Annotated in this window: 21 protein-coding genes and 1 tRNA gene; 3 read left to right on the plus strand and 19 right to left on the minus strand. The window is 65.2% G+C overall.

Annotated features, from left to right (window positions below; genetic code table 11):
• Nucleotides 1-6: 6 nt before the first annotated feature.
• From nuoH to HWX08_RS29830, 15 genes are all read right to left on the minus strand, one after another.
• Entirely contained in the window at nucleotides 7-1,074 is a 1,068-nt protein-coding gene (gene nuoH / locus HWX08_RS29760; protein WP_069257183.1) for an NADH-quinone oxidoreductase subunit NuoH, read from the minus strand.
• Nucleotides 1,075-3,405: an NADH-quinone oxidoreductase subunit NuoG gene (gene nuoG / locus HWX08_RS29765; protein WP_069257184.1), complete on the minus strand. Its 2,331-nt coding sequence runs from the start codon at nucleotides 3,403-3,405 to the stop codon at nucleotides 1,075-1,077.
• Nucleotides 3,406-3,487: 82 nt separating this feature from the next.
• Nucleotides 3,488-4,798, minus strand: coding sequence for an NADH-quinone oxidoreductase subunit NuoF (nuoF, locus tag HWX08_RS29770; protein ID WP_006478267.1), 1,311 nt, complete (start codon nucleotides 4,796-4,798; stop codon nucleotides 3,488-3,490).
• Nucleotides 4,795-5,280, minus strand: a complete 486-nt coding sequence (gene nuoE / locus HWX08_RS29775) for an NADH-quinone oxidoreductase subunit NuoE (RefSeq protein ID WP_069257185.1) — start codon at nucleotides 5,278-5,280, stop codon at nucleotides 4,795-4,797. Before nuoE ends, nuoF begins: the two co-directional genes overlap by 4 nt.
• A 172-nt stretch (nucleotides 5,281-5,452) precedes the next feature.
• On the minus strand, nucleotides 5,453-6,706 hold the full coding sequence (locus HWX08_RS29780; protein WP_069257186.1) for an NADH-quinone oxidoreductase subunit D: 1,254 nt from the start codon (nucleotides 6,704-6,706) through the stop codon (nucleotides 5,453-5,455).
• A gap of 9 nt (nucleotides 6,707-6,715) precedes the next feature.
• Nucleotides 6,716-7,318 carry an NADH-quinone oxidoreductase subunit C gene (locus HWX08_RS29785; protein WP_039370593.1) on the minus strand — a complete coding sequence of 201 codons (603 nt, stop codon included), beginning with the start codon at nucleotides 7,316-7,318 and terminating at the stop codon, nucleotides 6,716-6,718.
• Nucleotides 7,319-7,339: 21 nt separating this feature from the next.
• Complete coding sequence (locus HWX08_RS29790) at nucleotides 7,340-7,819, minus strand: NuoB/complex I 20 kDa subunit family protein (RefSeq protein WP_006398799.1); 480 nt, start codon at nucleotides 7,817-7,819, stop codon at nucleotides 7,340-7,342.
• 63 nt (nucleotides 7,820-7,882) lie between these two features.
• Nucleotides 7,883-8,242, minus strand: coding sequence for an NADH-quinone oxidoreductase subunit A (locus tag HWX08_RS29795; RefSeq protein WP_006398798.1), 360 nt, complete (start codon nucleotides 8,240-8,242; stop codon nucleotides 7,883-7,885).
• Nucleotides 8,243-8,396: 154 nt separating this feature from the next.
• Nucleotides 8,397-8,481, minus strand: a tRNA-Leu gene (locus HWX08_RS29800).
• 111 nt (nucleotides 8,482-8,592) lie between these two features.
• Entirely contained in the window at nucleotides 8,593-8,970 is a 378-nt protein-coding gene (gene secG / locus HWX08_RS29805) for a preprotein translocase subunit SecG (RefSeq protein ID WP_031401913.1), read from the minus strand.
• A gap of 72 nt (nucleotides 8,971-9,042) precedes the next feature.
• Nucleotides 9,043-9,798: a triose-phosphate isomerase gene (gene tpiA / locus HWX08_RS29810; protein ID WP_174921206.1), complete on the minus strand. Its 756-nt coding sequence runs from the start codon at nucleotides 9,796-9,798 to the stop codon at nucleotides 9,043-9,045.
• A 141-nt stretch (nucleotides 9,799-9,939) separates the two neighbouring features.
• Nucleotides 9,940-10,959 (minus strand): NAD(P)H-quinone oxidoreductase, encoded by a 1,020-nt coding sequence (locus HWX08_RS29815; protein WP_069257188.1) that lies wholly within the window; start codon nucleotides 10,957-10,959, stop codon nucleotides 9,940-9,942.
• Between the two features lie 152 nt (nucleotides 10,960-11,111).
• Nucleotides 11,112-13,259, minus strand: coding sequence for a polyribonucleotide nucleotidyltransferase (pnp, locus tag HWX08_RS29820; protein ID WP_069258040.1), 2,148 nt, complete (start codon nucleotides 13,257-13,259; stop codon nucleotides 11,112-11,114).
• A gap of 290 nt (nucleotides 13,260-13,549) precedes the next feature.
• Entirely contained in the window at nucleotides 13,550-13,819 is a 270-nt protein-coding gene (rpsO, locus tag HWX08_RS29825) for a 30S ribosomal protein S15 (RefSeq protein WP_006398792.1), read from the minus strand.
• 118 nt (nucleotides 13,820-13,937) lie between these two features.
• A complete protein-coding gene (locus HWX08_RS29830; RefSeq protein ID WP_174921205.1) occupies nucleotides 13,938-15,197 on the minus strand; it encodes a branched-chain amino acid ABC transporter substrate-binding protein in 1,260 nt (419 codons plus the stop codon).
• 168 nt (nucleotides 15,198-15,365) lie between these two features.
• Between HWX08_RS29830 and HWX08_RS29835 the strand changes: the two genes are divergently transcribed.
• The 3 genes from HWX08_RS29835 (at nucleotide 15,366) to HWX08_RS29845 (ending at nucleotide 18,492) form a co-directional block, all read left to right on the plus strand.
• Nucleotides 15,366-15,878 carry a hypothetical protein gene (locus HWX08_RS29835; RefSeq protein WP_107311424.1) on the plus strand — a complete coding sequence of 171 codons (513 nt, stop codon included), beginning with the start codon at nucleotides 15,366-15,368 and terminating at the stop codon, nucleotides 15,876-15,878.
• A gap of 383 nt (nucleotides 15,879-16,261) precedes the next feature.
• A complete protein-coding gene (locus HWX08_RS29840; RefSeq protein ID WP_174921204.1) occupies nucleotides 16,262-16,903 on the plus strand; it encodes a carbonic anhydrase in 642 nt (213 codons plus the stop codon).
• A gap of 38 nt (nucleotides 16,904-16,941) precedes the next feature.
• Nucleotides 16,942-18,492: a SulP family inorganic anion transporter gene (locus tag HWX08_RS29845; RefSeq protein WP_174921203.1), complete on the plus strand. Its 1,551-nt coding sequence runs from the start codon at nucleotides 16,942-16,944 to the stop codon at nucleotides 18,490-18,492.
• Nucleotides 18,493-18,575: 83 nt separating this feature from the next.
• On the opposite strand, the gene HWX08_RS29850 is transcribed toward HWX08_RS29845, so the two are convergent.
• From HWX08_RS29850 to ilvC, 4 genes are all read right to left on the minus strand, one after another.
• Complete coding sequence (locus HWX08_RS29850; protein WP_069257193.1) at nucleotides 18,576-20,120, minus strand: 2-isopropylmalate synthase; 1,545 nt, start codon at nucleotides 20,118-20,120, stop codon at nucleotides 18,576-18,578.
• A 315-nt stretch (nucleotides 20,121-20,435) separates the two neighbouring features.
• Nucleotides 20,436-21,308, minus strand: a complete 873-nt coding sequence (pssA, locus tag HWX08_RS29855; RefSeq protein ID WP_069257194.1) for a CDP-diacylglycerol--serine O-phosphatidyltransferase — start codon at nucleotides 21,306-21,308, stop codon at nucleotides 20,436-20,438.
• A gap of 15 nt (nucleotides 21,309-21,323) precedes the next feature.
• Nucleotides 21,324-21,968: a phosphatidylserine decarboxylase gene (locus tag HWX08_RS29860; RefSeq protein ID WP_011352710.1), complete on the minus strand. Its 645-nt coding sequence runs from the start codon at nucleotides 21,966-21,968 to the stop codon at nucleotides 21,324-21,326.
• 127 nt (nucleotides 21,969-22,095) lie between these two features.
• On the minus strand, nucleotides 22,096-23,112 hold the full coding sequence (gene ilvC / locus HWX08_RS29865; RefSeq protein ID WP_021162800.1) for a ketol-acid reductoisomerase: 1,017 nt from the start codon (nucleotides 23,110-23,112) through the stop codon (nucleotides 22,096-22,098).
• Between the last annotated feature and the right edge of the window lie 3 nt (nucleotides 23,113-23,115).

A 23,115-nucleotide genomic window follows, 5' to 3' on the forward strand; every position in this document is an offset into this window, starting at 1 on the left:
CGATCTTTACTTCACCCAGATGTTCAGCGGCGACATCATCCAGAAGCCGACCACGACCACCCAGATCACCGTGACGGGCAGGAACACCTTCCAGCCCAGACGCATGATCTGGTCGTAACGGTAGCGCGGGAACGTCGCGCGGACCCAGATGAACACCGACAGCAGTGCGAAGACCTTCAGCACCAGCCAGAAGATGCCCGGGATGAACGACAGGAATTCGAACGGTGCATCCCAGCCACCGAGGAACAGCGTCGCAGCCAGCGCCGAGATCACGATCATGTTGATGTACTCGGCGAGGAAGAACAGCGCGAACGCCATACCCGAGTAATCGATCATGTGACCGGCAACGATTTCCGACTCCCCTTCCACCACGTCGAACGGGTGGCGGTTCGTTTCGGCGATGCCCGAGATGAAGTACACGACGAACGCCGGCAGCAGCGGCAGCCAGTTCCACGACAGGAAGTTCACGCCGTGGCCCGCGAAGAAGCCGTGCTGTTGCGAACCGACGATTTCCGACAGGTTCAGGCTGCCGGCCGTCATCAGCACCAGCACCAGCGCGAAGCCCATCGAGATTTCGTACGACACCATCTGTGCCGCGGCGCGCATCGCGCCGAGGAACGCGTACTTCGAGTTCGATGCCCAGCCCGCGAGAATCACCGCGTACACGCCGATCGATGAGATCGCCATCGCGTACAGCAGGCCCGCGTTCACGTTCGCGAGGACCGCTTCGGCCTGGAACGGGATCACGGCCCATACGGCGAACGCCGGCACGACGGTCATCACCGGCGCGATCAGGTACAGCCAGCGGCTGGCGGCGCTCGGCTGAATGACTTCCTTCAGCAGCAGCTTCAGCACGTCGGCGATCGGCTGCAGCAGGCCGCCGGGGCCGACGCGGTTCGGGCCGAGACGCACGTGCATCCAGCCGATCAGCTTGCGTTCCCACAGAATCAGGTACGCGACGCACAGCAGGATGACGACGGAGACGACGAGGATGCGCACGATGGCCCACACCGTCGGCCATGCGACGCCGAGAAGCTGGGACCCGCCCGCGTTGATCGTATCGAACAAGCTCATTTACGCCTTCTCCACCACCAGTTCACCGGACAGGCTGCCGAGCGCTGCGCCGGCAGGCGTCGCCGCCGACACGCGAACGACGGTCTCCGCAAGATTCGCGTCGCGCACGGCCGGCAACTGCACCGCACGCTCGCCCTGGCGCACGCGCACCGCGTCGCCTTCCTTCAAGCCCAGCTTGTCGAACAGCGCGGCCGGCAGTGCCGCGGCATTCGCCGCCTTCGCGGCGGCCGTCAGGTGCAGCGCACCTGCGCGGCGCACGAGCGCGTCGGCGTGATAGATCGGCACATCGGCCAGGCGCTCGAAGCCGCCGTTCGCGGCATTCGCGGCGGCGCGCGCCGGCGCGACCGACGTCTGGTTCGACAGGCGGTTCGCGACGCCGGCGTCGCCGAGTGCGGCGAGACGCACTTCTTCCGCGGTCTCGTATTCGAAGTTCGGCAGGCCGAGCAGGCTGCCGAGCACGCGCAGCACCTTCCAGCCCGGACGCGTGTCGCCGAGCGGGCGCACGACGCCGTTGAAGCTCTGCACGGTGCCTTCCGCATTCACGTACGTGCCGGCCGTTTCGGTGAACGGCGCAACCGGCAGCAGCACGTCGGCGTAGTCGAGGCCGTGCTTGAACGGCGACATCACGACGACCATTTCGGCCTGGTTCAGCGCGGCAAGCGCCTGCGCCGGATCGGCCGTGTCGAATTCCGGTTCGACGTTCAGCAGCACGTAGCCCTTGCGCGGCTGCGCGAACGCTTCGCGTGCGTTCAGGCCGCCTTCGCCCGGCAGTGCGCCGACGACGTGCGCGCCGACCGTGTTCGCCGCTTCGGTCAGGAAGCCGAACGTGGCGCCGGTGTTGTCGGCGATCCACTTGGCGACCGCGTGCAGCTTCGCGAATTCCGGATGACGGACCGCGACGTTGCCGAGCAGCACCGCGCGGCGTTCGCCGTTCGCGAGCGACTGCGCGACAGCCTGTGCGGCCGGCGATGCGGTGACGCCCGCGAGCGTGTCGGGCAGCGCGACGCCGCGCAGTTGCGCGACGGCCGCGGCGATGCCCGCCAGTTGGTCGAGCCATGCCGACGGCGCGGCAACGATACGCTGCGCGGTCGGGATCAGTGCGTCGTCACCGGTCGCGTGCAGGAAATGCAGCTTCGCGCCGTTCTTCGCGGCCTGACGCAGTCGGGCGGCGAACAGCGGGTGGTCGCGGCGCAGGAACGAACCGACGACGAACGCGGCATCCACGTTCGACAGGTCGGCGATCGGCATGCCGAGCCACGGTGCGCCGTCGACCGGCGCCGAGAAATCCTGCTGACGCAGACGGAAGTCGACGTTCGGCGTCTTCAGTTCGTTCGCGAGCTGCTTCACGAGGAACAGCTCTTCGGCGGTGCTGTGCGCGCTCGCGAGCATCGCCAGCGCGTTCGCGCCGTGATCCGCGGCGATGCCCTTCAGGCCCTTCGCGACGTATTCGAGCGCGGTCTGCCAGTCGGTTTCGATCCACTGGCCACCCTGCTTCAGCATCGGCTTCGTCAGGCGCTCTTCGCTGTTGAGGCCTTCGTACGAGAAGCGGTCCTTGTCCGAGATCCAGCATTCGTTGATGGATTCGTTCTCGAACGGCAGCACGCGCATCACGCGGTTGTTCTTCACCTGCACGACGAGGTTCGCGCCGACGGAATCGTGCGGACTCACCGACTTGCGGCGCGACAGTTCCCACGTCCGGGCGCTGTAGCGGAACGGCTTGCTGGTCAGCGCGCCGACCGGGCACAGGTCGATCATGTTGCCCGACAGTTCGGAGTCGACCGTCTTGCCGACGAACGTCGTGATTTCCGAATGCTCGCCGCGGCCCAGCATGCCGAACTCCATCACGCCGGCGATTTCCTGGCCGAAGCGGACGCAGCGCGTGCAGTGGATGCAGCGCGACATTTCTTCCATCGAGATCAGCGGGCCCACGTTCTTGTGGAACACCACGCGCTTTTCTTCCGAGTAGCGCGACGACGACTTGCCGTAGCCGACCGCCAGATCCTGCAGCTGGCATTCGCCGCCCTGATCGCAGATCGGGCAGTCGAGCGGGTGATTGATGAGGAGGAATTCCATCACCGACTGCTGCGCCTTCACGGCCTTGTCGGACTGCGTGTGGACGATCATGCCGGCCGACACGGGGGTCGCGCAGGCAGGCACGGCCTTCGGCATCTTCTCGACTTCGACGAGACACATCCGGCAGTTGGCCGCAACCGACAGTTTCTTGTGATAGCAGAAGTGAGGAATGTACGTATCCGCCTTGTGCGCAGCCTGGATCACCATGCTGCCTTCGGGCACCTCGACCTTCTTGCCGTCTATTTCAAGTTCAACCATGATGGTGAATGGTCCTTAACCTATTTCCGCCCGTTCGCGCCTTCGCCCGACCGTGCGCTCAAATTCCGCAACCGGGTCCGCTTCAGGCTGCCGCCGCGTGCGCGTGGCCGCCGACCATGCAGTGCTTGTGTTCGACGTGGTACGCGAATTCGTCCCAGTAGTGCTTGAGCATCCCGCGCACCGGCATCGCCGCCGCATCGCCGAGCGCGCAGATCGTGCGGCCCATGATGTTCTCGGCAACCGAGTTCAGCAGGTCCAGATCTTCCTGGCGGCCTTCGCCATGCTCGATACGGTTCACGACGCGATACAGCCAGCCGGTGCCTTCACGGCACGGCGTGCACTGGCCGCACGATTCCTCGTAGTAGAAGTACGACAGGCGCAGCAGCGAGCGCACCATGCAACGCGTCTCGTCCATCACGATCACCGCGCCGGAGCCGAGCATCGAACCCGCCTTCGCGATCGAATCGTAGTCGAGATCCGTCTGCATCATGATGTCGCCCGGGATCACCGGCGCCGACGAACCGCCCGGAATCACGGCCTTGATCTTCTTGCCGCCGCGCATCCCACCGGCGAGCTCCATCAGCGTCGCGAACGGCGTGCCGAGCGGCACTTCGTAGTTGCCCGGACGCTCGACGTCGCCCGACACCGAGAAGATCTTCGTGCCGCCGTTGTTCGGCTTGCCGATCTCGAGGTAATTCTGCGGCCCGATGGACAGCAGGAACGGCACCGCGGCAAACGTCTCGGTGTTGTTGATCGTAGTCGGCTTGCCGTACACGCCGAAGCTCGCCGGGAACGGCGGCTTGAAGCGCGGCTGGCCCTTCTTGCCTTCGAGCGATTCGAGCAGCGCCGTTTCCTCGCCGCAGATGTACGCGCCGTAACCGTGGTGCGCGTGCAGCTGGAACGAGAATTCCGAGCCCATGATGTTGTCGCCGAGGAACCCGGCCGCGCGCGCTTCATCGAGCGCGGCTTCGAAGCGTCGATACACTTCGAAGATTTCGCCGTGGATGTAGTTGTAGCCGACGGTGATGCCCATCGCGTACGCGCCGATGGCCATGCCTTCGATCAGCGCATGCGGGTTCCAGCGCAGGATGTCGCGATCCTTGAACGTGCCCGGCTCGCCTTCGTCCGAGTTGCAGACGAGGTACTTCTGCCCCGGGAACTGGCGCGGCATGAAGCTCCACTTCAGGCCGGTCGGGAAACCCGCACCGCCGCGGCCACGCAGGCCCGACGCCTTCACGTCGGCGATCACCTGCTCGGGCGGAATCTTTTCTTCGAGAATGCGGCGCAGCTGCTTGTAGCCGCCGCGCGCAACGTAATCTTCGAGATGCCAGTTCTCGCCGTTCAGACCAGCGAGGATCAGCGGTTTGATGTGACGGTCGTGGAGGGACGTCATTTCGAGAGCTCCTCAAGCAGCTGGTCGATCTTGTCGCGGCTCATGAAGCTGCACATTCTGTGATTGTTCACCAGCAGCACCGGCGCATCGCCGCACGAGCCCATGCATTCGCCTTCCTTCAGCGTGAACTTGCCGTCGGGCGTGGTTTCGCCGAAGCCGATGCCCAGCTTCTGTTTCAGGTAGTCGGCGGTCGCCTCCGCACCACCGTGCGGGCCAAGCTGGCACGGCAGGTTCGTACAGAGCGTGATCTTGTGCTTGCCGACCGGTTTGAGCTCGTACATCGTGTAGAACGTCGCGACTTCCTGCACGGCAACGGCCGGCATGCCGAGATAGTCCGCAACGAACTGCATCAGTTCGGGCGACAGCCAGCCGTGCTCTTCCTGAGCAACGGCCAACGCCGACATCACGGCGGACTGTTTCTGATCGGCGGGATACTTCGTCAACGCTCGATCGATTTCCTTCAGGCCTTCAGCTGAGATCATTTTCAGACACGACTCTTTCAATTCCTACCGAACGAACAACCTGCCGCACACTGGGGTGCATGGACGGCAGACCTGGCGCTCACTCTGTTGACAGCTTGCGAAGCCGCGCCGGTTCAGCGCGCATCGCGTGTGACTTACCGCTCGCCGCCCGCTCGCGCGGGCGGCGCAACCATTAACGATCGATTTCGCCGAACACGATGTCCTGCGTACCGATGATCGTGACGGCGTCGGCGATCATGTGACCGCGCGCCATTTCGTCGAGCGACGCCAGGTGCGCGAAACCCGGTGCGCGAATCTTGAGGCGGTACGGCTTGTTGGCGCCGTCGGACACGAGGTAGATGCCGAACTCGCCCTTCGGATGCTCGACCGCCGCGTATGCTTCGCCTTCCGGCACATGGAAACCTTCAGTGAAGAGCTTGAAGTGGTGAATCAAGTCTTCCATGTTGGTCTTCATGCCGACGCGCGACGGAGGGGCAACCTTGTGATTGTCCGTCATCACCGGGCCCGGATTCTTGCGAAGCCACTCAATACACTGTTTCGCGATGCGGACCGACTGGCGCATTTCTTCGACGCGCACCAGATAGCGGTCGTAGCAGTCGCCGTTCACGCCGACCGGCACATCGAAATCCATGCGGTCGTACACTTCGTACGGCTGCTTCTTGCGCAGATCCCACGCGATGCCCGAGCCGCGCAGCATCGGGCCCGTCAGGCCCATCTGCAGCGCGCGTTCCGGGCTGACCACGCCGATCCCGACCAGACGCTGCTTCCAGATCCGGTTGTCGGTCAGCAGCGTTTCGTATTCGTCGACGCACTTCGGAAAGCGCGTGAAGAAATCGTCGATGAAGTCGAGCACCGAGCCGCTGCGCGCTTCGTTCATCTTCGCGAGCGCCTTCTCGTTGCGAATCTTCGACGCCTTGTATTGCGGCATCGCGTCAGGCAGATCGCGGTAGACGCCGCCCGGACGATAGTACGCCGCGTGCATCCGGGCGCCGGACACCGCTTCGTACACGTCCATCAGGTCTTCGCGTTCGCGGAATGCGTACAGGAACACGGCCATCGCGCCGACGTCGAGCGCGTGCGCGCCGATCCACATCAGGTGGTTCAGCACGCGCGTGATCTCGTCGAACAGCACGCGGATGTACTGCGCGCGCTCCGGCACTTCGATGCCGAGCAGCTTTTCGATCGCGAGCACGTAGCCGTGCTCGTTGACCATCATCGACACGTAGTCGAGACGGTCCATGTACGGCACGGACTGGATGAACGTTTTGGATTCCGCGAGCTTTTCCGTCGCGCGGTGCAGCAGGCCGATGTGCGGATCGGCGCGCTGGATGACTTCGCCGTCGAGCTCGAGCACGAGGCGCAGCACGCCGTGCGCTGCCGGGTGCTGCGGGCCGAAGTTGAGCGTGTAGTTCTTGATTTCTGCCATGACGCCCCCTTAATGTTTCAGACCGCCATAGCGATCCTCGCGGATCACGCGCGGCGTGATTTCGCGCGGCTCGATCGTCACCGGCTGGTACACCACCCGCTTCTCTTCCGGGTCGTAACGCATTTCGACATAGCCCGATACCGGGAAGTCCTTGCGGAACGGGTGACCGATGAAGCCGTAGTCGGTGAGGATGCGGCGCAGGTCGGGGTGGCCTTCGAACACGATGCCGTACAGGTCGAACGCTTCGCGCTCGTACCAGTTCGCGGAGGTCCAGATGTCGACCAGCGACGCCACGATCGGCAGGTCGTCGTCCGGCGCGAACGTGCGCAGGCGCAGGCGCCAGTTGTTCGTGACCGACAGCAGGTGCGATACGGCCGCGAAGCGCGGACCGTCGTAGGCGCCGTCGCCGAAGGTCTGGTAGTCGACGCCGCACAGGTCGATCAGCTGCTCGAAACGGAGCTTCGGATCGTCACGCAGCGTCTTTGCGACTTCGAGGTAATCGCTCGCCTTCACGACGAGCGTCAGTTCACCGATCGCTTCGGTGAGGCTCACCACGCGCGCGCCGAGCGCGGCTTCGAGGTTTGCCTTGAGGGTCTCGATTTTGCTTGCCATATTGAGGGGACGCTCGGGGCTTTATTGACGGGCGATGGTATTGGTGCGGCGGATCTTCGCCTGCAGCTGGATCACGCCGTAGACCAGCGCCTCGGCCGTGGGCGGACAGCCCGGCACGTAGACGTCGACCGGCACGATCCGGTCGCAGCCGCGAACCACCGAGTACGAGTAGTGGTAGTAGCCACCGCCGTTCGCACACGACCCCATCGAGATCACCCAGCGCGGCTCGGCCATCTGGTCGTACACGCGGCGCAGCGCAGGCGCCATCTTGTTGCACAGCGTGCCGGCCACGATCATCACGTCCGACTGACGCGGACTCGGGCGGAACACGACGCCGAACCGGTCCAGATCGTAACGGGCCGCGCCCGCATGCATCATCTCGACGGCGCAACATGCGAGCCCGAACGTCATCGGCCACAGCGAGCCGGTACGCGTCCAGTTGATCAGCTTGTCAGCCGTCGTGGTGACAAACCCTTCCTTCAAGACCCCTTCGATACTCATTTGCTTTCCACTCCAGACGAGCGACCGAGCGTGGCCGCCCATGCAAACCGGCGATTAAACCCATCACTCCCAGTCGAGGCCGCCTTTCTTCCAGATATAGGCAAAGCCCAGCAGGAATTCGAGCAGAAAAATCATCATTGCGATGAAACCCGGCCAGCCGATGTCCCGGAGCGCAACGCCCCACGGAAACAGGAATGCGGTTTCGAGATCGAAGATGATGAACAGGATGGCGACGAGGTAGTACCGGACGTCGAATTTCATCCGGGCGTCTTCAAAGGCTTCGAAGCCGCACTCGTACGGTGCGTTCTTCTCGACGTCCGGCTTGTTGGGACCAAGGAGCTTGCCGATGCTGACCAGCGCTATACCTAAACCAGTGCCCACGAGGAGGAACAACAAGACGGGGTAATAGGCTGCGAGGTTCAAGGCAATCCTCTATCGGTTGGTTCTGAGCGTCCGGAGAATACCACTATCCGGCGGAAGGAATCATTTCGGAGTGCAGGCGATCGCAAGACAACCGCAAGCACACCCCAGAAATGAAAAATGCCAGCCACTAGAAGCGGCTGGCATTGAGTAACTTTGGTGCCGACGGCGAGACTCGAACTCGCACAGCTTTCGCCACTACCCCCTCAAGATAGCGTGTCTACCAATTTCACCACGTCGGCACTGCATGCAACTCGGGTCGTGTTGCTTGTTTCCCGCGAATCGCTTCAAGAATTAAATTCTAACCCGAGTTCCAGATTTGTTCAACGCACAAACGCGAAAAAATTAACTTTTTATTTCGGGACATCCTGGCCCGGCGCGCTCGCGGCCGACCCTGCGGCAGCGGATGCCGCGACGGCCGGCGCCGACGCTGCAGGCGCCGATGCCGGCGCGGTCGCGACCGCGCCCAACACGCCTGCCGACGGCGTGGACTTGTACGAACCAAGGTACGTCAGCGCGAGCGTCGCGACGAAGAAGATCGTCGCGAGAATGCCCGTCGTGCGCGACAGGAAGTTCGCCGAACCCGTTGCACCGAACAGGCTGCCCGACGCGCCGCTGCCGAACGCAGCACCCATGTCGGCACCCTTGCCGTGCTGCAGCAGCACGAGACCAATCACACCGAGTGCAGACAGCACCTGCACCACAATAATCAGCGTCTTGAATAACAGCATCACACCCACCCGATTGGATCGGGCGACCGGACCGACCGGCCGCCGTCATGGTTCAATTCGATCGCGGACCGCTCAGCGCGCGGCCCGGCAGATCGCCAGGAAATCTTCCGCCTTCAGCGACGCGCCGCCGATCAGGCCACCGTCGATGTCCGGCTGCGCGAACAGTTCTTCCGCGTTGTCCGGCTTCACACTGCCGCCGTACAGCACGGACACGTCCGCCGCACCCTTTGCCGCGAGACGCGCACGCAGGAACGCGTGCACGTCCTGCGCCTGCGCCGACGTCGCGCTCTTGCCCGTGCCGATCGCCCAGACCGGCTCATACGCGACGACGATGCGCGCAGCCTCTTGTGCGGTCAGCACGGCCAGCACCGCGTCGAGCTGCGCACCGACCACCTGCTCGGTCGCACCCGCTTCGCGCTCGTCGAGCGTCTCGCCGACGCACACGACAGGCGTGAGCCCCGCCGCGAGCGAGCGCTGAGTCTTCGCCGCGACCGTCTCGTTGCGCTCGCCGTGATACGCGCGCCGCTCCGAGTGGCCGACGATCGCATAGCGTGCGCCAAATTCCGCGACCATCGCAGCCGCGACTTCGCCGGTAAATGCACCCTGCTCGTGCGCCGACACGTCCTGCGCACCCCAGGCGACACGGCCGCCGTCGAGCTGCGCCTGAACCTGCGCGAGATACGGGAACGGCACGCACACGCCGACCGACGTTTCGGCCGCCACCGCGCCCACGCCCTGCACCACTTCGTTCAGCAACGTCTGGTTGCCGGCCAGTCGGCCGTGCATCTTCCAGTTGCCGATCACACGCTTCGTTCTTTGTTTCGACATCGTGTCTGTCTCGTCACCGCTTGGTCATTGACGCGCCGGAAAACCGGCCGTCTGGTTTGATCTGGTGAAGCAAACCGGCGATTTTACTGCGCGCGGCTTGAACCGGTCAAACCGCGCATGTCAAGCCCGGCCGCACGGGCATCAGGCGTTCGTACCCCAATCGAGCACGATCTTGCCGGTGTGCTCGCTGCTTTCCATCAGCGCATGCGCCTGCGCCGCCTCCGCGGCCGGCAATACGCGATAGATCACCGGCTTGATGCGGCCGTCGGCGAGCAGCGGCCACACGCGCGCCTTCAGTTGCGCGGCGATCTGCGCCTTGAATTCGACCGGACGCGGGCGCAGCGTCGAACCGGTGATCGTCAGCCGGCGGCGCAGGATCTCGCTCAGGTTGACGTCGGCCTTCGCGCCGCCGAGCAGCGCGATCAGCACGAGACGGCCGCCATCCGCGAGCGCGGACAGTTCGCGCGGCACGTACGAGCCCGCCACCATGTCGAGGATCACGTCGACGCCGCGATCGTGCGTCAGCGACTTCACGACCTCGACGAAGTCTTCCGTCTTGTAGTTGATCGCACGCTCGGCGCCGAGCGCCTCGCACGCGCGGCACTTGTCGGCGGTACCGGCCGTCGCGAACACGCGAAAGCCGAGCGCATGCGCGATCTGGATCGCGGTCACGCCGATGCCGCTCGAGCCGCCCTGCACGAGCAGCGTCTCTTGCCCGCCACCCTCGCCCGCGCCGAGCTGCGCACGGTCGAACACGTTGCTCCACACGGTGAAAAACGTTTCGGGCAGCGACGCGGCCTCGATATCGGTAAGCCCGTCGGGCACCGGCAGGCATTGCGGCAGCGGTGCGACCGCATACTCGGCATAGCCGCCGCCCGCGAGCAGCGCGCACACGCGATCGCCGAGCTTCAGCCCGAACGGATTGTGCGCGGTGTCGGACAGATCGCCGCCGACGATCTCGCCCGCGACCTCGAGGCCCGGCAGATCCGACGCGCCCGGCGGCGGCGCATAGGCACCCTTGCGCTGGAATACGTCGGGCCGGTTCACGCCGGAAGCCGCCACCTTGATCAGCACTTCGCCGCGCTTCGGTTCGGGGCGCGGACGCTCCGCAAGCTTCAGCACGTCGGGGGCACCGAATTCGGTGATTTCGATGGCTTTCATGGTGATGGTCGCTCCAGGATCGGAATCGGGATCGGATGGCGCGCCCGCACGGGGCACGGGCGCCCGGCCGGCGCTGCTGCGCCGCACAACGATGCTACAGAAAAAACGGCCGGCACGCTTTCGCACTGCCGGCCGTTTTCACGCCTGTCCGCTTACTGCTGCGGCGGCGTGTCCGACTGCGACGTCGCCGCTGCTTCATTCAGCAGCGCCTTCGCCGACAGACGCACGCGACCCTTTTCGTCCGTCTGGATGACCTTGACCTTCACTTGCTGGCCTTCCTTCAGGTAGTCGTTGATGTCCTTCACACGCTCGTTGACGATTTCCGAGATGTGCAGCAGACCGTCCTTGCCCGGAATCAGGTTCACGATCGCACCGAAATCGAGCAGCTTCAGAACCGTGCCTTCGTACACCTGGCCGACTTCGATTTCCGCCGTGATGTTCTCGATACGCTTCTTCGCTTCGGCCATGCCCTCGCTGCTCGTGCTTGCAATCGTCACGACGCCGTCGTCCGAGATGTCGATCGTCGTGCCGGTTTCTTCCGTCAGCGCGCGGATCACCGAACCGCCCTTGCCGATCACGTCGCGGATCTTTTCCGGGTTGATCTTGATCGTGATCATGCGCGGCGCGAACTCCGACAGCTGCGTGTTCGCACCCGAAACCGCCGACGTCATCTTGCCGAGGATGTGCATGCGGCCTTCCTTCGCCTGCGCGAGCGCGACCTGCATGATTTCCTTCGTGATGCCCTGGATCTTGATGTCCATCTGCAGCGCCGTCACGCCCTGCTCCGTGCCGGCCACCTTGAAGTCCATGTCGCCGAGGTGATCTTCGTCGCCGAGGATGTCGGTCAGCACCGCGAACTTGTTGCCTTCGAGGATCAGACCCATCGCGATACCCGCGACGTGTGCCTTCATCGGCACGCCGGCGTCCATCAGCGCGAGGCAGCCGCCGCACACCGATGCCATCGACGACGAACCGTTCGACTCGGTGATTTCCGACACGACGCGGATCGAGTAGCCGAATTCGTCGGCGCTCGGCAGGCACTTGACCAGTGCGCGCTTCGCGAGGCGGCCGTGGCCGATTTCGCGGCGCTTCGGCGAGCCGACGCGGCCCGTTTCGCCGGTCGCGAACGGGGGCATGTTGTAGTGGAGCATGAAGCGCTCGCGGTATTCGCCTTCGAGCGCGTCGATGATCTGCTCGTCACCCTTCGTGCCGAGCGTCGCGACAACCAGCGCCTGCGTCTCGCCGCGCGTGAACAGCGCCGAGCCGTGGGTACGCGGCAGCACGCCGGTGCGGATCTCGATCGGGCGCACGGTGCGCGTGTCTCGGCCGTCGATACGCGGCTCGCCGTTCAGGATCTGCGAACGGACGATCTTCGCTTCGATGTCGAACAGCACGTTGCCGACAGTGGCCTTGTCAGCCGCAGCCGTACCGGCCGCCAGCGCGTCTTCCTCGAGCTTCGCCGACGTCGCTGCGTACACTTCCTTCAGCTTCGCCGAACGCGCCTGCTTGTCGCGCAGCTGGTAAGCGGCGAGCAGGTCGTTCTGCGCCAGCTCGGTCACGCGCGCGATCAGCGCTTCGTTCTTCGGCGCCGGCTGCCAGTCCCACTCGGGCTTGCCGCCTTCGCGCACCAGTTCGTGGATCGCGTCGATCGCGACCTGCATCTGCTCGTGGCCGAACACCACGGCGCCCAGCATCACCTCTTCCGACAGCTGGTCGGCTTCCGACTCGACCATCAGCACCGCACGTTCCGTACCGGCGACGACGAGGTCGAGGCTCGATGCCTTGATCTGGTCACGCGTCGGGTTCAGCACGTACGCGTTGTCGATGTACGCCACGCGCGCGGCACCGACCGGGCCGTTGAACGGCAGGCCCGACACGGCGAGCGCAGCCGATGCGCCGATCAGCGCGGGGATGTCCGCCGGGATTTCCGGGTTCACGGACAGCACGTGGATCACGACCTGGACTTCGTTGTAGAAGCCTTCCGGAAACAGCGGGCGCAGCGGACGGTCGATCAGGCGCGACGTCAGCGTCTCGTGCTCGGACGGACGGCCTTCACGGCGGAAGAAGCCGCCCGGGATCTTGCCGGCCGAATAGGTCTTCTCGAGGTAGTCGACGGTCAGCGGGAAGAAATCCTGGCCCGGCTTCGCCGACTTCGCGCCGACGACGGTTGCCAGCACGACGGTGTCTTCGACGTCGACGATCACGGCGCCGCTTGCCTGGCGGGCGACTTCACCGGTTTCGAGGCGCACCTTGTGCTGGCCCCACTGGAATTCCTTCACGACCTTGTTGAACATGGACATGGTTGCTCCTTTGAATTCATGCATTTCATTCGCCGCGCCGGCCATCCCGCGCGGCGGCGTCCCGACCGAATCACCCGGAGCAAGGTGTGTTTTTTATGCCATTCCAGCGCAGCGCTCGTGCAGCGTCGCGCTGGAATGACACAAACCCCACCCCGGTATCAGTCGTTGCGGCGGCCCCGCACGTACGTGCCGGACAGCCTGCGGTGCGTGTGACGCTACGCACCGCGCAAAAACAAAATGCCTGTATCAGCGGACTGACACAGGCATCTTGCTGGCGGCAATCGCCTCGATTACTTACGCAGACCCAGCTTCTCGATCAGTGCGCGGTAACGGTCGGCATCCTTGCCCTTGAGGTAGTCGAGCAGCTTGCGGCGGCGGCTCACCATGCGCAGCAGGCCGCGGCGGCTGTGGTGATCCTTCGCGTGGGTCTTGAAGTGACCCGTCAGTTCGACGATACGTGCGGTCAGCAGTGCGACCTGGACTTCGGGCGACCCCGTGTCGTTGGTACCGCGGGCGAACTGAGCAACGACTTCCGACTTCTTGATATCTGCAACAGACATGTGATTTCCTTTGATTCCTACTTGCTAACTGAACAGGCGGACACGGAAGAATGGCCGTGCCGTGACTTACAACCGGCGCGCATTGTAGCACAACTCCGCGCCGTTCTTGCCGCCCCTGTCACGGGCGCGTCATCGAGCACGTGGACGGCATCTCCGTGCGCCGCGCCGGCACCGCGAGCACCGTGCGGAAGCCGTAGCCCGACCCTTCGTTGTCGAAGCGCACGCCCGGCGTGCCGACCTTGTCCATCTCCATCACGTAAAGGGGCTGGATCAGCTGATGATCCTGCGCGCGCATCCGCGACGCGTGGAAGCCGTCGTCGAACGACAGGCCCTCGAGCGCACGCGCGACCGCGACGGGGTCGGCCGAACCCGCGCGGTTCATCGCCGCGGCCAGCATTTCGACCATCAGGCTCATCCGCCGCACCGGATAGTCGTCCTGCGCGGCCGGAAAACGGTTCCGGAACGCACGGTAGAACGCGTCGGATTTCGCGCCGCCCGCGTTCGGGTGCCAGTCCGCCACGGCCACGACCCGCCCGACACCGGCATCGCCGAGTGCCGCCGGCGCGCCGAGGCTGTTGCCGTAGAACGTGTAGAACGTCGTGTTCAGCCCCTGCTCGCGCGCCGCCTTCACGAGCAACGTGAGATCGTTGCCCCAGTTGCCGGTCACGACGGCGTCGGCGCCGCTCGCGCGGATCTTCGCGATGTACGGAGAGAAATCCTTGATCCGGCCGATCGGGTGGAATTCGTCGCCCGCGATCGTCACGTCCGGGCGCCGCGCGGCCAGCGCCTGGCGCGCCAGCGTGCTGACGTCGTGGCCGAAGCTGTAGTCCTGGTTCAGCAGGTACACCTTGCGCAGCGCGCGATCGCGCGCCATCACGTCCGCGAGTGCGGCCATCCGCATGCCCGCATGCGCATCGAAACGGAAATGCCAGAAACTGCAGCGCGCGCCGGTCAGCGCCGGATCGTCGGCCGAATAGTTGAGGAACAGCATCCGGTTGTCCGGATCGCGCGCGTTCAGCTTGTCGAGCGCCGCGACGAGCGCGGCCGCGACGGCCGAGCTGTTGCCCTGCGCGACGAACCCGATATGGCGGTCCGCGGCCGCGCGCAGCTGCACGAGCGCCTCCTCGGGGCTGCCCTTGCTGTCGAGCACCACCAGTTCGAGCGGATGCGCGCCGTCGCGCAGTTTCACGCCGCCCGCGGCGTTGACCTGCTCGACGCCGAAGCGCAGGTTGCGCTCGACCGCCGCGCCCGCATTCGCGAACGGGCCCGACATTCCTTCGATCAGCGCGATCCGCACCGGCTCGCCGCCGGCAAACGCGGACGACACCAGCATCCACCCCGCGCTCAACGCGAGCGCGCACCGCTTCCACCCCTGCATCGGCCACCTGCCCTTCAATCTGCCCGAGAAGCGCGGATCATAGGCCGGCGCCCCCGCCGCCCGCAAGCGCGAGCGCGCCGGCGATCCGCACCGATTTTTTCCGGACGATGCGCGATCACGCGCCGTCCGTGATAAAACGGGACCTGTTTCCGTGTTCTGGAGAATCCCATGCGCATTCGCATTTCCGCGCGCCTGCCGGTGCTGGCCGCCGGCGCCGCTGCGCTGCTGGCCGGTTGCGCGCAACCGTGGCAGCAATACCAGGCCGGCCAGGACGAGTCGGCGATCGTCGCGCGCATGGGCCCGCCGCGCGAGATCTACGACCTGCCCGGCGGCGGCAAGCGCCTGATGTGGCCGACCCAGCCGATGGGCGAAATCACCGTCGCGGCCGACGTCGACGCGGCCCACAAGATCGTCAACGTGCGCCAGGTGCTGCAGCCGAGCGAGTTCTATCGCGCGGAGATCGGCAAATGGACGAAGACCGACGTGCTCGTCAACTTCGGACGCCCCGTCGAGACGTCCTACTTCCCGCTGATGAAGCGCGAGGTGTGGACCTACCGGTATCTCGAGGACAACGTCTGGTACATGATGTACAGCTTCTACTTCGATCCGCAGGGCATCCTGCGCATCACGCAGAAAACGCCGGACCCGCTGCACGACCCCGATCGCCGCAACCTGTTCTGACCCATTACGCATTTACACGCAATTATCACGATGGCCATTCACGCATCATTGCGTGAATGGCCATTTTCCTTTTTCCCGATTTTCCAATCGTTCGGCGAATACGGCGGAAATCTTTTCCGATCGTTAACTTGCCGATGGCATTCCGCTGACATCCCCGTCATGCGGGCCTGCGCGCGGAAACAGGCATGCGCGATGCATGTCATGCGGCGAATTGGTGCATGCAATGCACTGCGCGAAGCCAATTTGAAACAATTTGTTTCAACATACCCGAAGCGCTAGGGCATACCCCTAATATCAGTCGAAATCGAACCTTTCAATTTAGAAAGCATGACATCGCGTCATTTCCACCGATATTCGTTTGGTTTTATCAAAAAGGAGTCCTCATGAATCGCCCCAAGAGCATGCTGGTTGCCAACATCGCCTGGGCCCGCGAAACGCGCGAACACACGCCCGGCTTCTTCGACGCGCTCGCGCGCGGCCAGAACCCGCGCGTGCTGTGGATCGGCTGCGCCGACAGCCGCGTGCCGGCCGAAACCATCACGCATTGCGCGCCCGGCGAACTGTTCGTCCACCGCAACATCGCGAACCTGTTCCATCCCGATGACGACAATTCCGCCAGCGTGCTCGAGTACGCGGTGCGCGTGCTGAAGGTCGATCACGTGATCGTGTGCGGGCACTACGGGTGCGGCGGCGTGCGCGCGTCGCTGCTGCCGCCGCCGTCCGACCTGCCGCACGTCGCGCGCCGCATCGCGCCGCTCTGCGCACTCGCGCGCCGCCATCGCGACACGCTCGACGGGCTCGACGACACGGCCGCCGCCGACCGCCTCGCCGAGCTGAACGTACTCGAGCAAGTACGACTGCTGCGCGCATCGCCGATCGTGCGCGGCCGCGAACGGCCGCCGCTCGTGCATGGCTGGATCTTTTCGCTCGCCGACGGCCGCCTGCTGGAACTCGATTCCGGCTACGCGGCGCAGTCCGCCGACGTCGAACCGGCGCCGGCCGCAACCGCCGCCGCGCTCGGCTGATTCATCCCCGCCCCAACGCCAATGAAATCGCCCCAACCATGAAACTGAACCCGCGCCTGTCCACCCTGCCGCGCGACATCGTCGCCGGCGTCGTCGTCTTTCTCGTCGCGCTGCCGCTCTGTCTCGGCATCGCCAACGCCTCCGGCGTCGAACCGTTCGCCGGGCTCGTGTCGGGCATCGTCGGCGGCATCGTCGTCGCGCTGCTGAGCGGCTCGTCGTTGTCCGTCAGCGGGCCGGCCGCCGGCCTCGTCGTGATCGTCGTCGAAGGGATCGCGCAACTCGGCAGCTTCTCCGCGTTCCTGCTCGCGGTCCTGCTGTCCGGCGTGCTGCAGTTCGGATTCGGCATGCTGCGCGCCGGCCGCTTCGCCGCGTATGTGCCGTCGCCCGTCATCAAGGGCATGCTCGCCGCGATCGGCCTGCTGCTGATCGTGAAGCAGATTCCGTTCGCGTTCGGGATCGGCGGCACGGCCGCGCAATCGTTTGCGAACTGGCCGGGCCTGCCGGTCGCGTGGGCCGCGACGGCCGTCGCGCTCGCCTCGCTCGCGCTGCTGGTCGCATGGGGCACGCCCGCGCTGCGCCGCTTCGCACTGGTGCGCGCCGTGCCGGCGCCGCTCGCGGTGGTCGTGCTCGGCATCGGCGCCACGCTCGTACTGAGCGCCGTCGCACCGTCGGTCGCGCCGGGTGCCGCCCATCGCGTGACGCTGCCCGAACTCGGCTCGTTCGCGGCCTTCGCGGCGTCGCTCAAGCATGCGGAGCTGGGGCCGAACTTCGCGCAGCTCGTCAATCCGGACGTGTGGCGCGTCGCGATCACGCTCGCGGTCGTCGCCAGCCTCGAAACGCTGCTGAGCCTCGAAGCGGTCGAGCAGATCGACCCGAAGCGCCGGCCGACCCAGCCCGATCGCGAGCTCAAGGCCCAGGGCGTCGGCAATCTGGTCGCGGGTGCGGTCGGCGGGCTGCCGATCACGTCGGTGATCGTGCGCAGCTCGGTGAACGTCCATGCGGGCGCGCAAAGCCGGATGTCGGCGATCGTGCACGGGATGCTGCTGCTCGCGAGCGTGTTCGCGCTCACCGGCCTGATCAACCTGATCCCGCTCGCGAGCCTGGCCGCGATCCTGATCCACACCGGCTTCAAGCTCGCGAAACCGGCGCTGTTCCGCTCGGTGATGAAACAGGGGCCGGCCGCCTTCGTGCCGTTCGCCGCGACGATCATCGGCGTACTCTCGGTCGACCTGCTGTTCGGCATCGCGCTGGGTCTCGCGTGCAGCGTGCTGGCCGTCGCCGTCGCGAACCTGAAAAGCCCCGTCACGCTCGCGCAGCACGACGACCACTTCCTGCTGTCGTTCCGCAAGGACGTGTCGTTTCTCGGCAAGGTGCAGGTGAAGCATCACCTGCGGCACATTCCGGACCGCGCGGCGGTGATCATCGACGCGACGCGCGCCGACTACATCGATCACGACGTACTCGAACTGCTCGACGCGTTCGTCGCCGATGCGCCGCGGCGCGGGATCGCGGTCGAGTTCCGCCGGCGCAGCCCGGCGCCGCGCCCCGCTACGCGCCGGTGGCTGTTCCGTGCACCGGCCGCCGAATGAGCGGCGGATGAGCGCCGAATGAAAAAACGCCCCGGCGGCGCAAGGCCGCACGGGGCGTTTCGTTACTGCGCGGCGCGCGGCGCTTACGAGCGCTGCGGGTTGAGCTTGTCGTCCTTCGAATGCAGCTTGTTCAGCGCGGAGATGTACGCCTTCGCGGATGCGGCGACGATGTCCGGATCGGTGCCGACGCCGTTGACGATCCGCCCGCTCTTCGACAGCCGGACGGTCACTTCGCCCTGCGCCTGCGTACCGGTCGTGATCGCGTTCACCGAGTACAGCAGCAGCTCGGAACCGCTGCCGACTTCGCTCTCGATCGCATTGAACGTCGCATCGACCGGACCGTTGCCGCGCGCCTCGCCGGTCACTTCCTTGCCTTCGACCCCGAACACGACCTTCGCGTGCGGCTGCTCGCCCGTTTCCGAGTGCTGCGACAGCGACACGAACTTGAAGTGCTCCTGCTCGTGCGCGAACGCCGATTCCTCGGACACGATCGCGATGATGTCCTCGTCGAAGATCTCGGCCTTGCGGTCGGCCAGATCCTTGAAGCGCATGAACGCGGTGTTCAGTTCGGTCTCGCTGTCGAGCGACACGCCGAGCTCCTGCAGGCGCTGCTTGAACGCATTACGGCCCGACAGCTTGCCGAGCACGATCTTGTTCGCGGTCCAGCCCACGTCTTCCGCGCGCATGATCTCGTAGGTGTCGCGCGCCTTCAGCACGCCGTCCTGGTGGATGCCCGACGCGTGCGCGAACGCGTTCGCGCCGACCACCGCCTTGTTCGGCTGCACGACGAAACCGGTGATCTGCGACACGAGCTTCGACGTCGGCACGATCTGCGACGTGTCGACACCGACGTCGAGACCGAAGTAGTCCTTGCGCGTCTTCACGGCCATCACGATTTCTTCGAGCGACGTGTTGCCCGCGCGCTCGCCGAGACCGTTGATCGTGCATTCGACCTGACGCGCACCGCCGATCTTCACGCCGGCGAGCGAGTTCGCCACCGCCATCCCGAGGTCGTTGTGGCAGTGCACCGAGAAGATCGCCTTGTCCGAGTTCGGAATGCGCTCGCGCAGCGTCTTCACGAGGTTGCCGTACAGCTCCGGCACGCCGTAGCCGACCGTGTCGGCGATGTTGATCGTCGTCGCGCCTTCTGCGATCACGGCTTCCAGCACGCGGCAGAGGAAATCCATGTCGGAGCGGCTGCCGTCTTCCGGCGAGAATTCGACGTTGTCGGTGAACTTGCGCGCGAAGCGCACCGCGAGGCGCGCCTGCTCGAACACCTGGTCGGGGGTCATCCGCAGCTTCTTTTCCATGTGCAGCGGCGACGTCGCGATGAACGTGTGAATCCGGAAGCTTTCGGCCGGCTTCAGCGCGTCGGCTGCACGCTGGATGTCCTTGTCGTTGGCGCGCGCCAGCGAGCAGATCGTGCTGTCCTTCACGAGACCTGCGATCGTGTGGATCGCGTCGAAATCGCCGTTCGAGCTGGCCGCGAAGCCGGCCTCGATCACGTCGACCTTCATCCGCTCGAGATGCTTCGCGATGCGGATTTTCTCTTCCTTCGTCATCGACGCGCCGGGCGATTGTTCGCCGTCACGCAACGTCGTATCGAAAATGATCAGCTTGTCTGTCATGGGGGGCTCCAGGGCTTTTTATACGGAAGTCAAACGTAACGAGATCGCGCCACCGCTGGCGACGCTCAACAACAGACGAGGCTTGACGGAGGGCGGGAACGGTCAGCGCGGCAGGCGCGCCGAAGCTAGCGCACGTAGCGGCGCGCCGGCTAGAAGGAGGGAGAGGCGGGACGATGCGGTCATGCCGGTGACTATAGCGGCATTCCGCTGGGTGCGCAATCGGACGGCGCCCGGGTTTCCGGCGGCCCGGCTCGAACCGGGGACACATGAAAACGGCGGCCCGCAGGCCGCCGTTTCCGGGCAAAAAAACGCGCGTCAGTGATCGCGCTGCGACGAGCGCGCCGGATTCGCGCGCCCGCGGATGGCCATGTAGGCCCAGAACACGTAGCCGGACAGCCCGTACAGCACGAACAGGCAGAACAGCATCAACGGCGGGTCGGACGACACCAGCACGAACGCGACGACGACCAGCAGGATGGCCGCGAACGGCACGCGGTGACGCACGTCGAGCGCCTTGCCGCTGTAGAACGGCGCATTCGACACCATCGTCACGCCCGCATAGATCGTCAGCACGAACGCGACCCACGGCAGCCAGCCGAGCTTCATCGGCACGCGGTTGTCGGTGGCGAGCCACACGAAGCCGGCGATCAGCGCGGCGGCGGCCGGGCTCGGCAGCCCCTGGAAGAAGCGCTTGTCGACCACGCCGATGTTCGTGTTGAAGCGCGCGAGGCGCAGCGCGGCGCCCGAGCAGTAGACGAACGCGGCGAGCCAGCCCCAGCGGCCGAGATCCTTCAGCACCCACTCGTACATCACGAGCGCGGGCGCGACGCCGAATGAAACCATGTCCGACAGGCTGTCGAACTGCTCGCCGAACGCGCTCTGCGTGTGCGTCATGCGCGCGACGCGCCCGTCCATGCCATCGAGCACCATCGCGACGAAAATCGCGATCGCGGCGATCTCGAAGCGGACGTTCATCGCCTGCACGACCGCGAAGAAGCCGCAGAACAGCGCGGCGGTCGTAAACGCGTTCGGCAGCAGGTAGATGCCGCGCGTCTTCAGGAACCGCTGGCGCGCGGCGCGGCGGCTCTCGAGCGGTGCCTGATCGGACGCCATCACCTTGTTGCGGCGGAACGGGCGTGGCGTCTGGCCGGCGCCGTTGCGCGGCCGACGCGGTTTGAATGCGGCCATCGTGCGCCTCGCCGCTTACTGTTCGAGTTCGGCGAGGATCGTCGACGACGCGTAGACCTTCTCGCCGATCGACACCTTCGCGCGGCTGCCGAGCGGCAGGTACACGTCGACGCGCGAACCGAAGCGGATGAAACCGTAACGCTGGCCGCGCGACAGCGGCTCGCCGGCGCGCACGTAGCAGAGAATCCGGCGTGCGACGAGGCCTGCGATCTGCACGGCGGTCACGGTCTTGCCGCTCGCCGTCTGGATCACGACCGCATTGCGTTCGTTCTCGGTCGACGCCTTGTCGATCGCCGCGTTCAGGAACGCGCCCGGGAAGTATTCGACCTTGGAGATCGCGCCGTCGACCGGCGAACGCTGCGAATGGACGTTGAAGACATTCATGAACACGCTGATCTTCAGCGCTTCGCGGTTCGCGTACGGGTCCTGCGCGGTCTCGACCGCGACGATGCGGCCGTCCGCCGGGCACAGCACCGCGTTCGGCTGCGCCGGAATCGGGCGCTGCGGATCGCGGAAGAACTGGACGACGAAGACGAGCAGCAGCCAGAACGGCCACGCGAAGCCGAAGCCCCCGACGGCATGGATCAACAACGCGATGACGGCTGCAATCGCGATGAACGGCCAGCCTTCGCGCGCGATGATCGGATGAGGATAGTTCATGGATTCGTTCTGTGTTCGGTGAATTGCAAAGCCCGTAGCATAACAAAAGCCGCCCGGGGCACTGCTGCCTTCGGACGGCTTTTTGATGCCGACCCTCCACTCGAAGGGCCGGAACAGCACGCGGTGCTTAGTTCTTCGTCTGGTCGACGAGCTTGTTCTTCGCGATCCACGGCATCATCGCGCGCAGCTTCGCACCGACCTGCTCGATCTGGTGCTCGGCCGTCAGGCGGCGGCGCGACTGCAGCGTCGGCGCGCCTGCCTTGTTCTCGAGGATGAAGCTCTTCGCGTACTCGCCCGTCTGGATGTCGGTCAGGCACTGCTTCATCGCCTTCTTCGTCTCTTCCGTGACGATACGCGGACCCGTCACGTACTCGCCGTACTCGGCGTTGTTCGAGATCGAGTAGTTCATGTTCGCGATGCCGCCTTCGTAGATCAGGTCGACGATCAGCTTCAGTTCGTGCAGGCACTCGAAGTACGCCATTTCCGGCGCGTAGCCCGCTTCGACCAGCGTCTCGAAACCTGCCTTGATCAGCTCGACGGTACCGCCGCACAGCACGGCCTGCTCGCCGAACAGGTCGGTTTCGGTTTCTTCACGGAAGTTGGTTTCGATGATGCCCGCACGGCCGCCGCCGTTCGCCGCCGCGTACGACAGCGCGATGTCGCGTGCCGCGCCCGACTTGTTCTGCGCAACCGCGATCAGGTGCGGCACGCCGCCACCTTGCGAGTACGTGCCGCGCACGGTGTGGCCCGGTGCCTTCGGCGCGATCATGATCACGTCCAGGTCGGCGCGCGGGATCACCGCGCCGTAGTGGACGTTGAAGCCGTGTGCGAATGCCAGTGCCGAACCCTGCTTGATGTTCTCGTGCACTTCCTTCGCGTACACGTCGGCGATCTGCTCGTCCGGCAGCAGCATCATCACGACGTCGGCGCCCTTCACCGCTTCCGCGACTTCCTTGACCGACAGGCCGGCGTTTTCGGCCTTGCTCCACGACGCGCCGCCCTTGCGCAGGCCGACCGTCACGTTCACGCCGCTGTCCTTCAGGTTCAGCGCGTGTGCATGGCCTTGCGAGCCGTAGCCGATGATCGTGACTTGCTTGCCCTTGATGAGGGAGAGGTCAGCGTCTTTGTCGTAGAAAACGTTCATGAT

The sequence above is a fragment of the Burkholderia metallica genome (assembly GCF_902832845.1).
Lineage (GTDB): Bacteria > Pseudomonadota > Gammaproteobacteria > Burkholderiales > Burkholderiaceae > Burkholderia > Burkholderia metallica.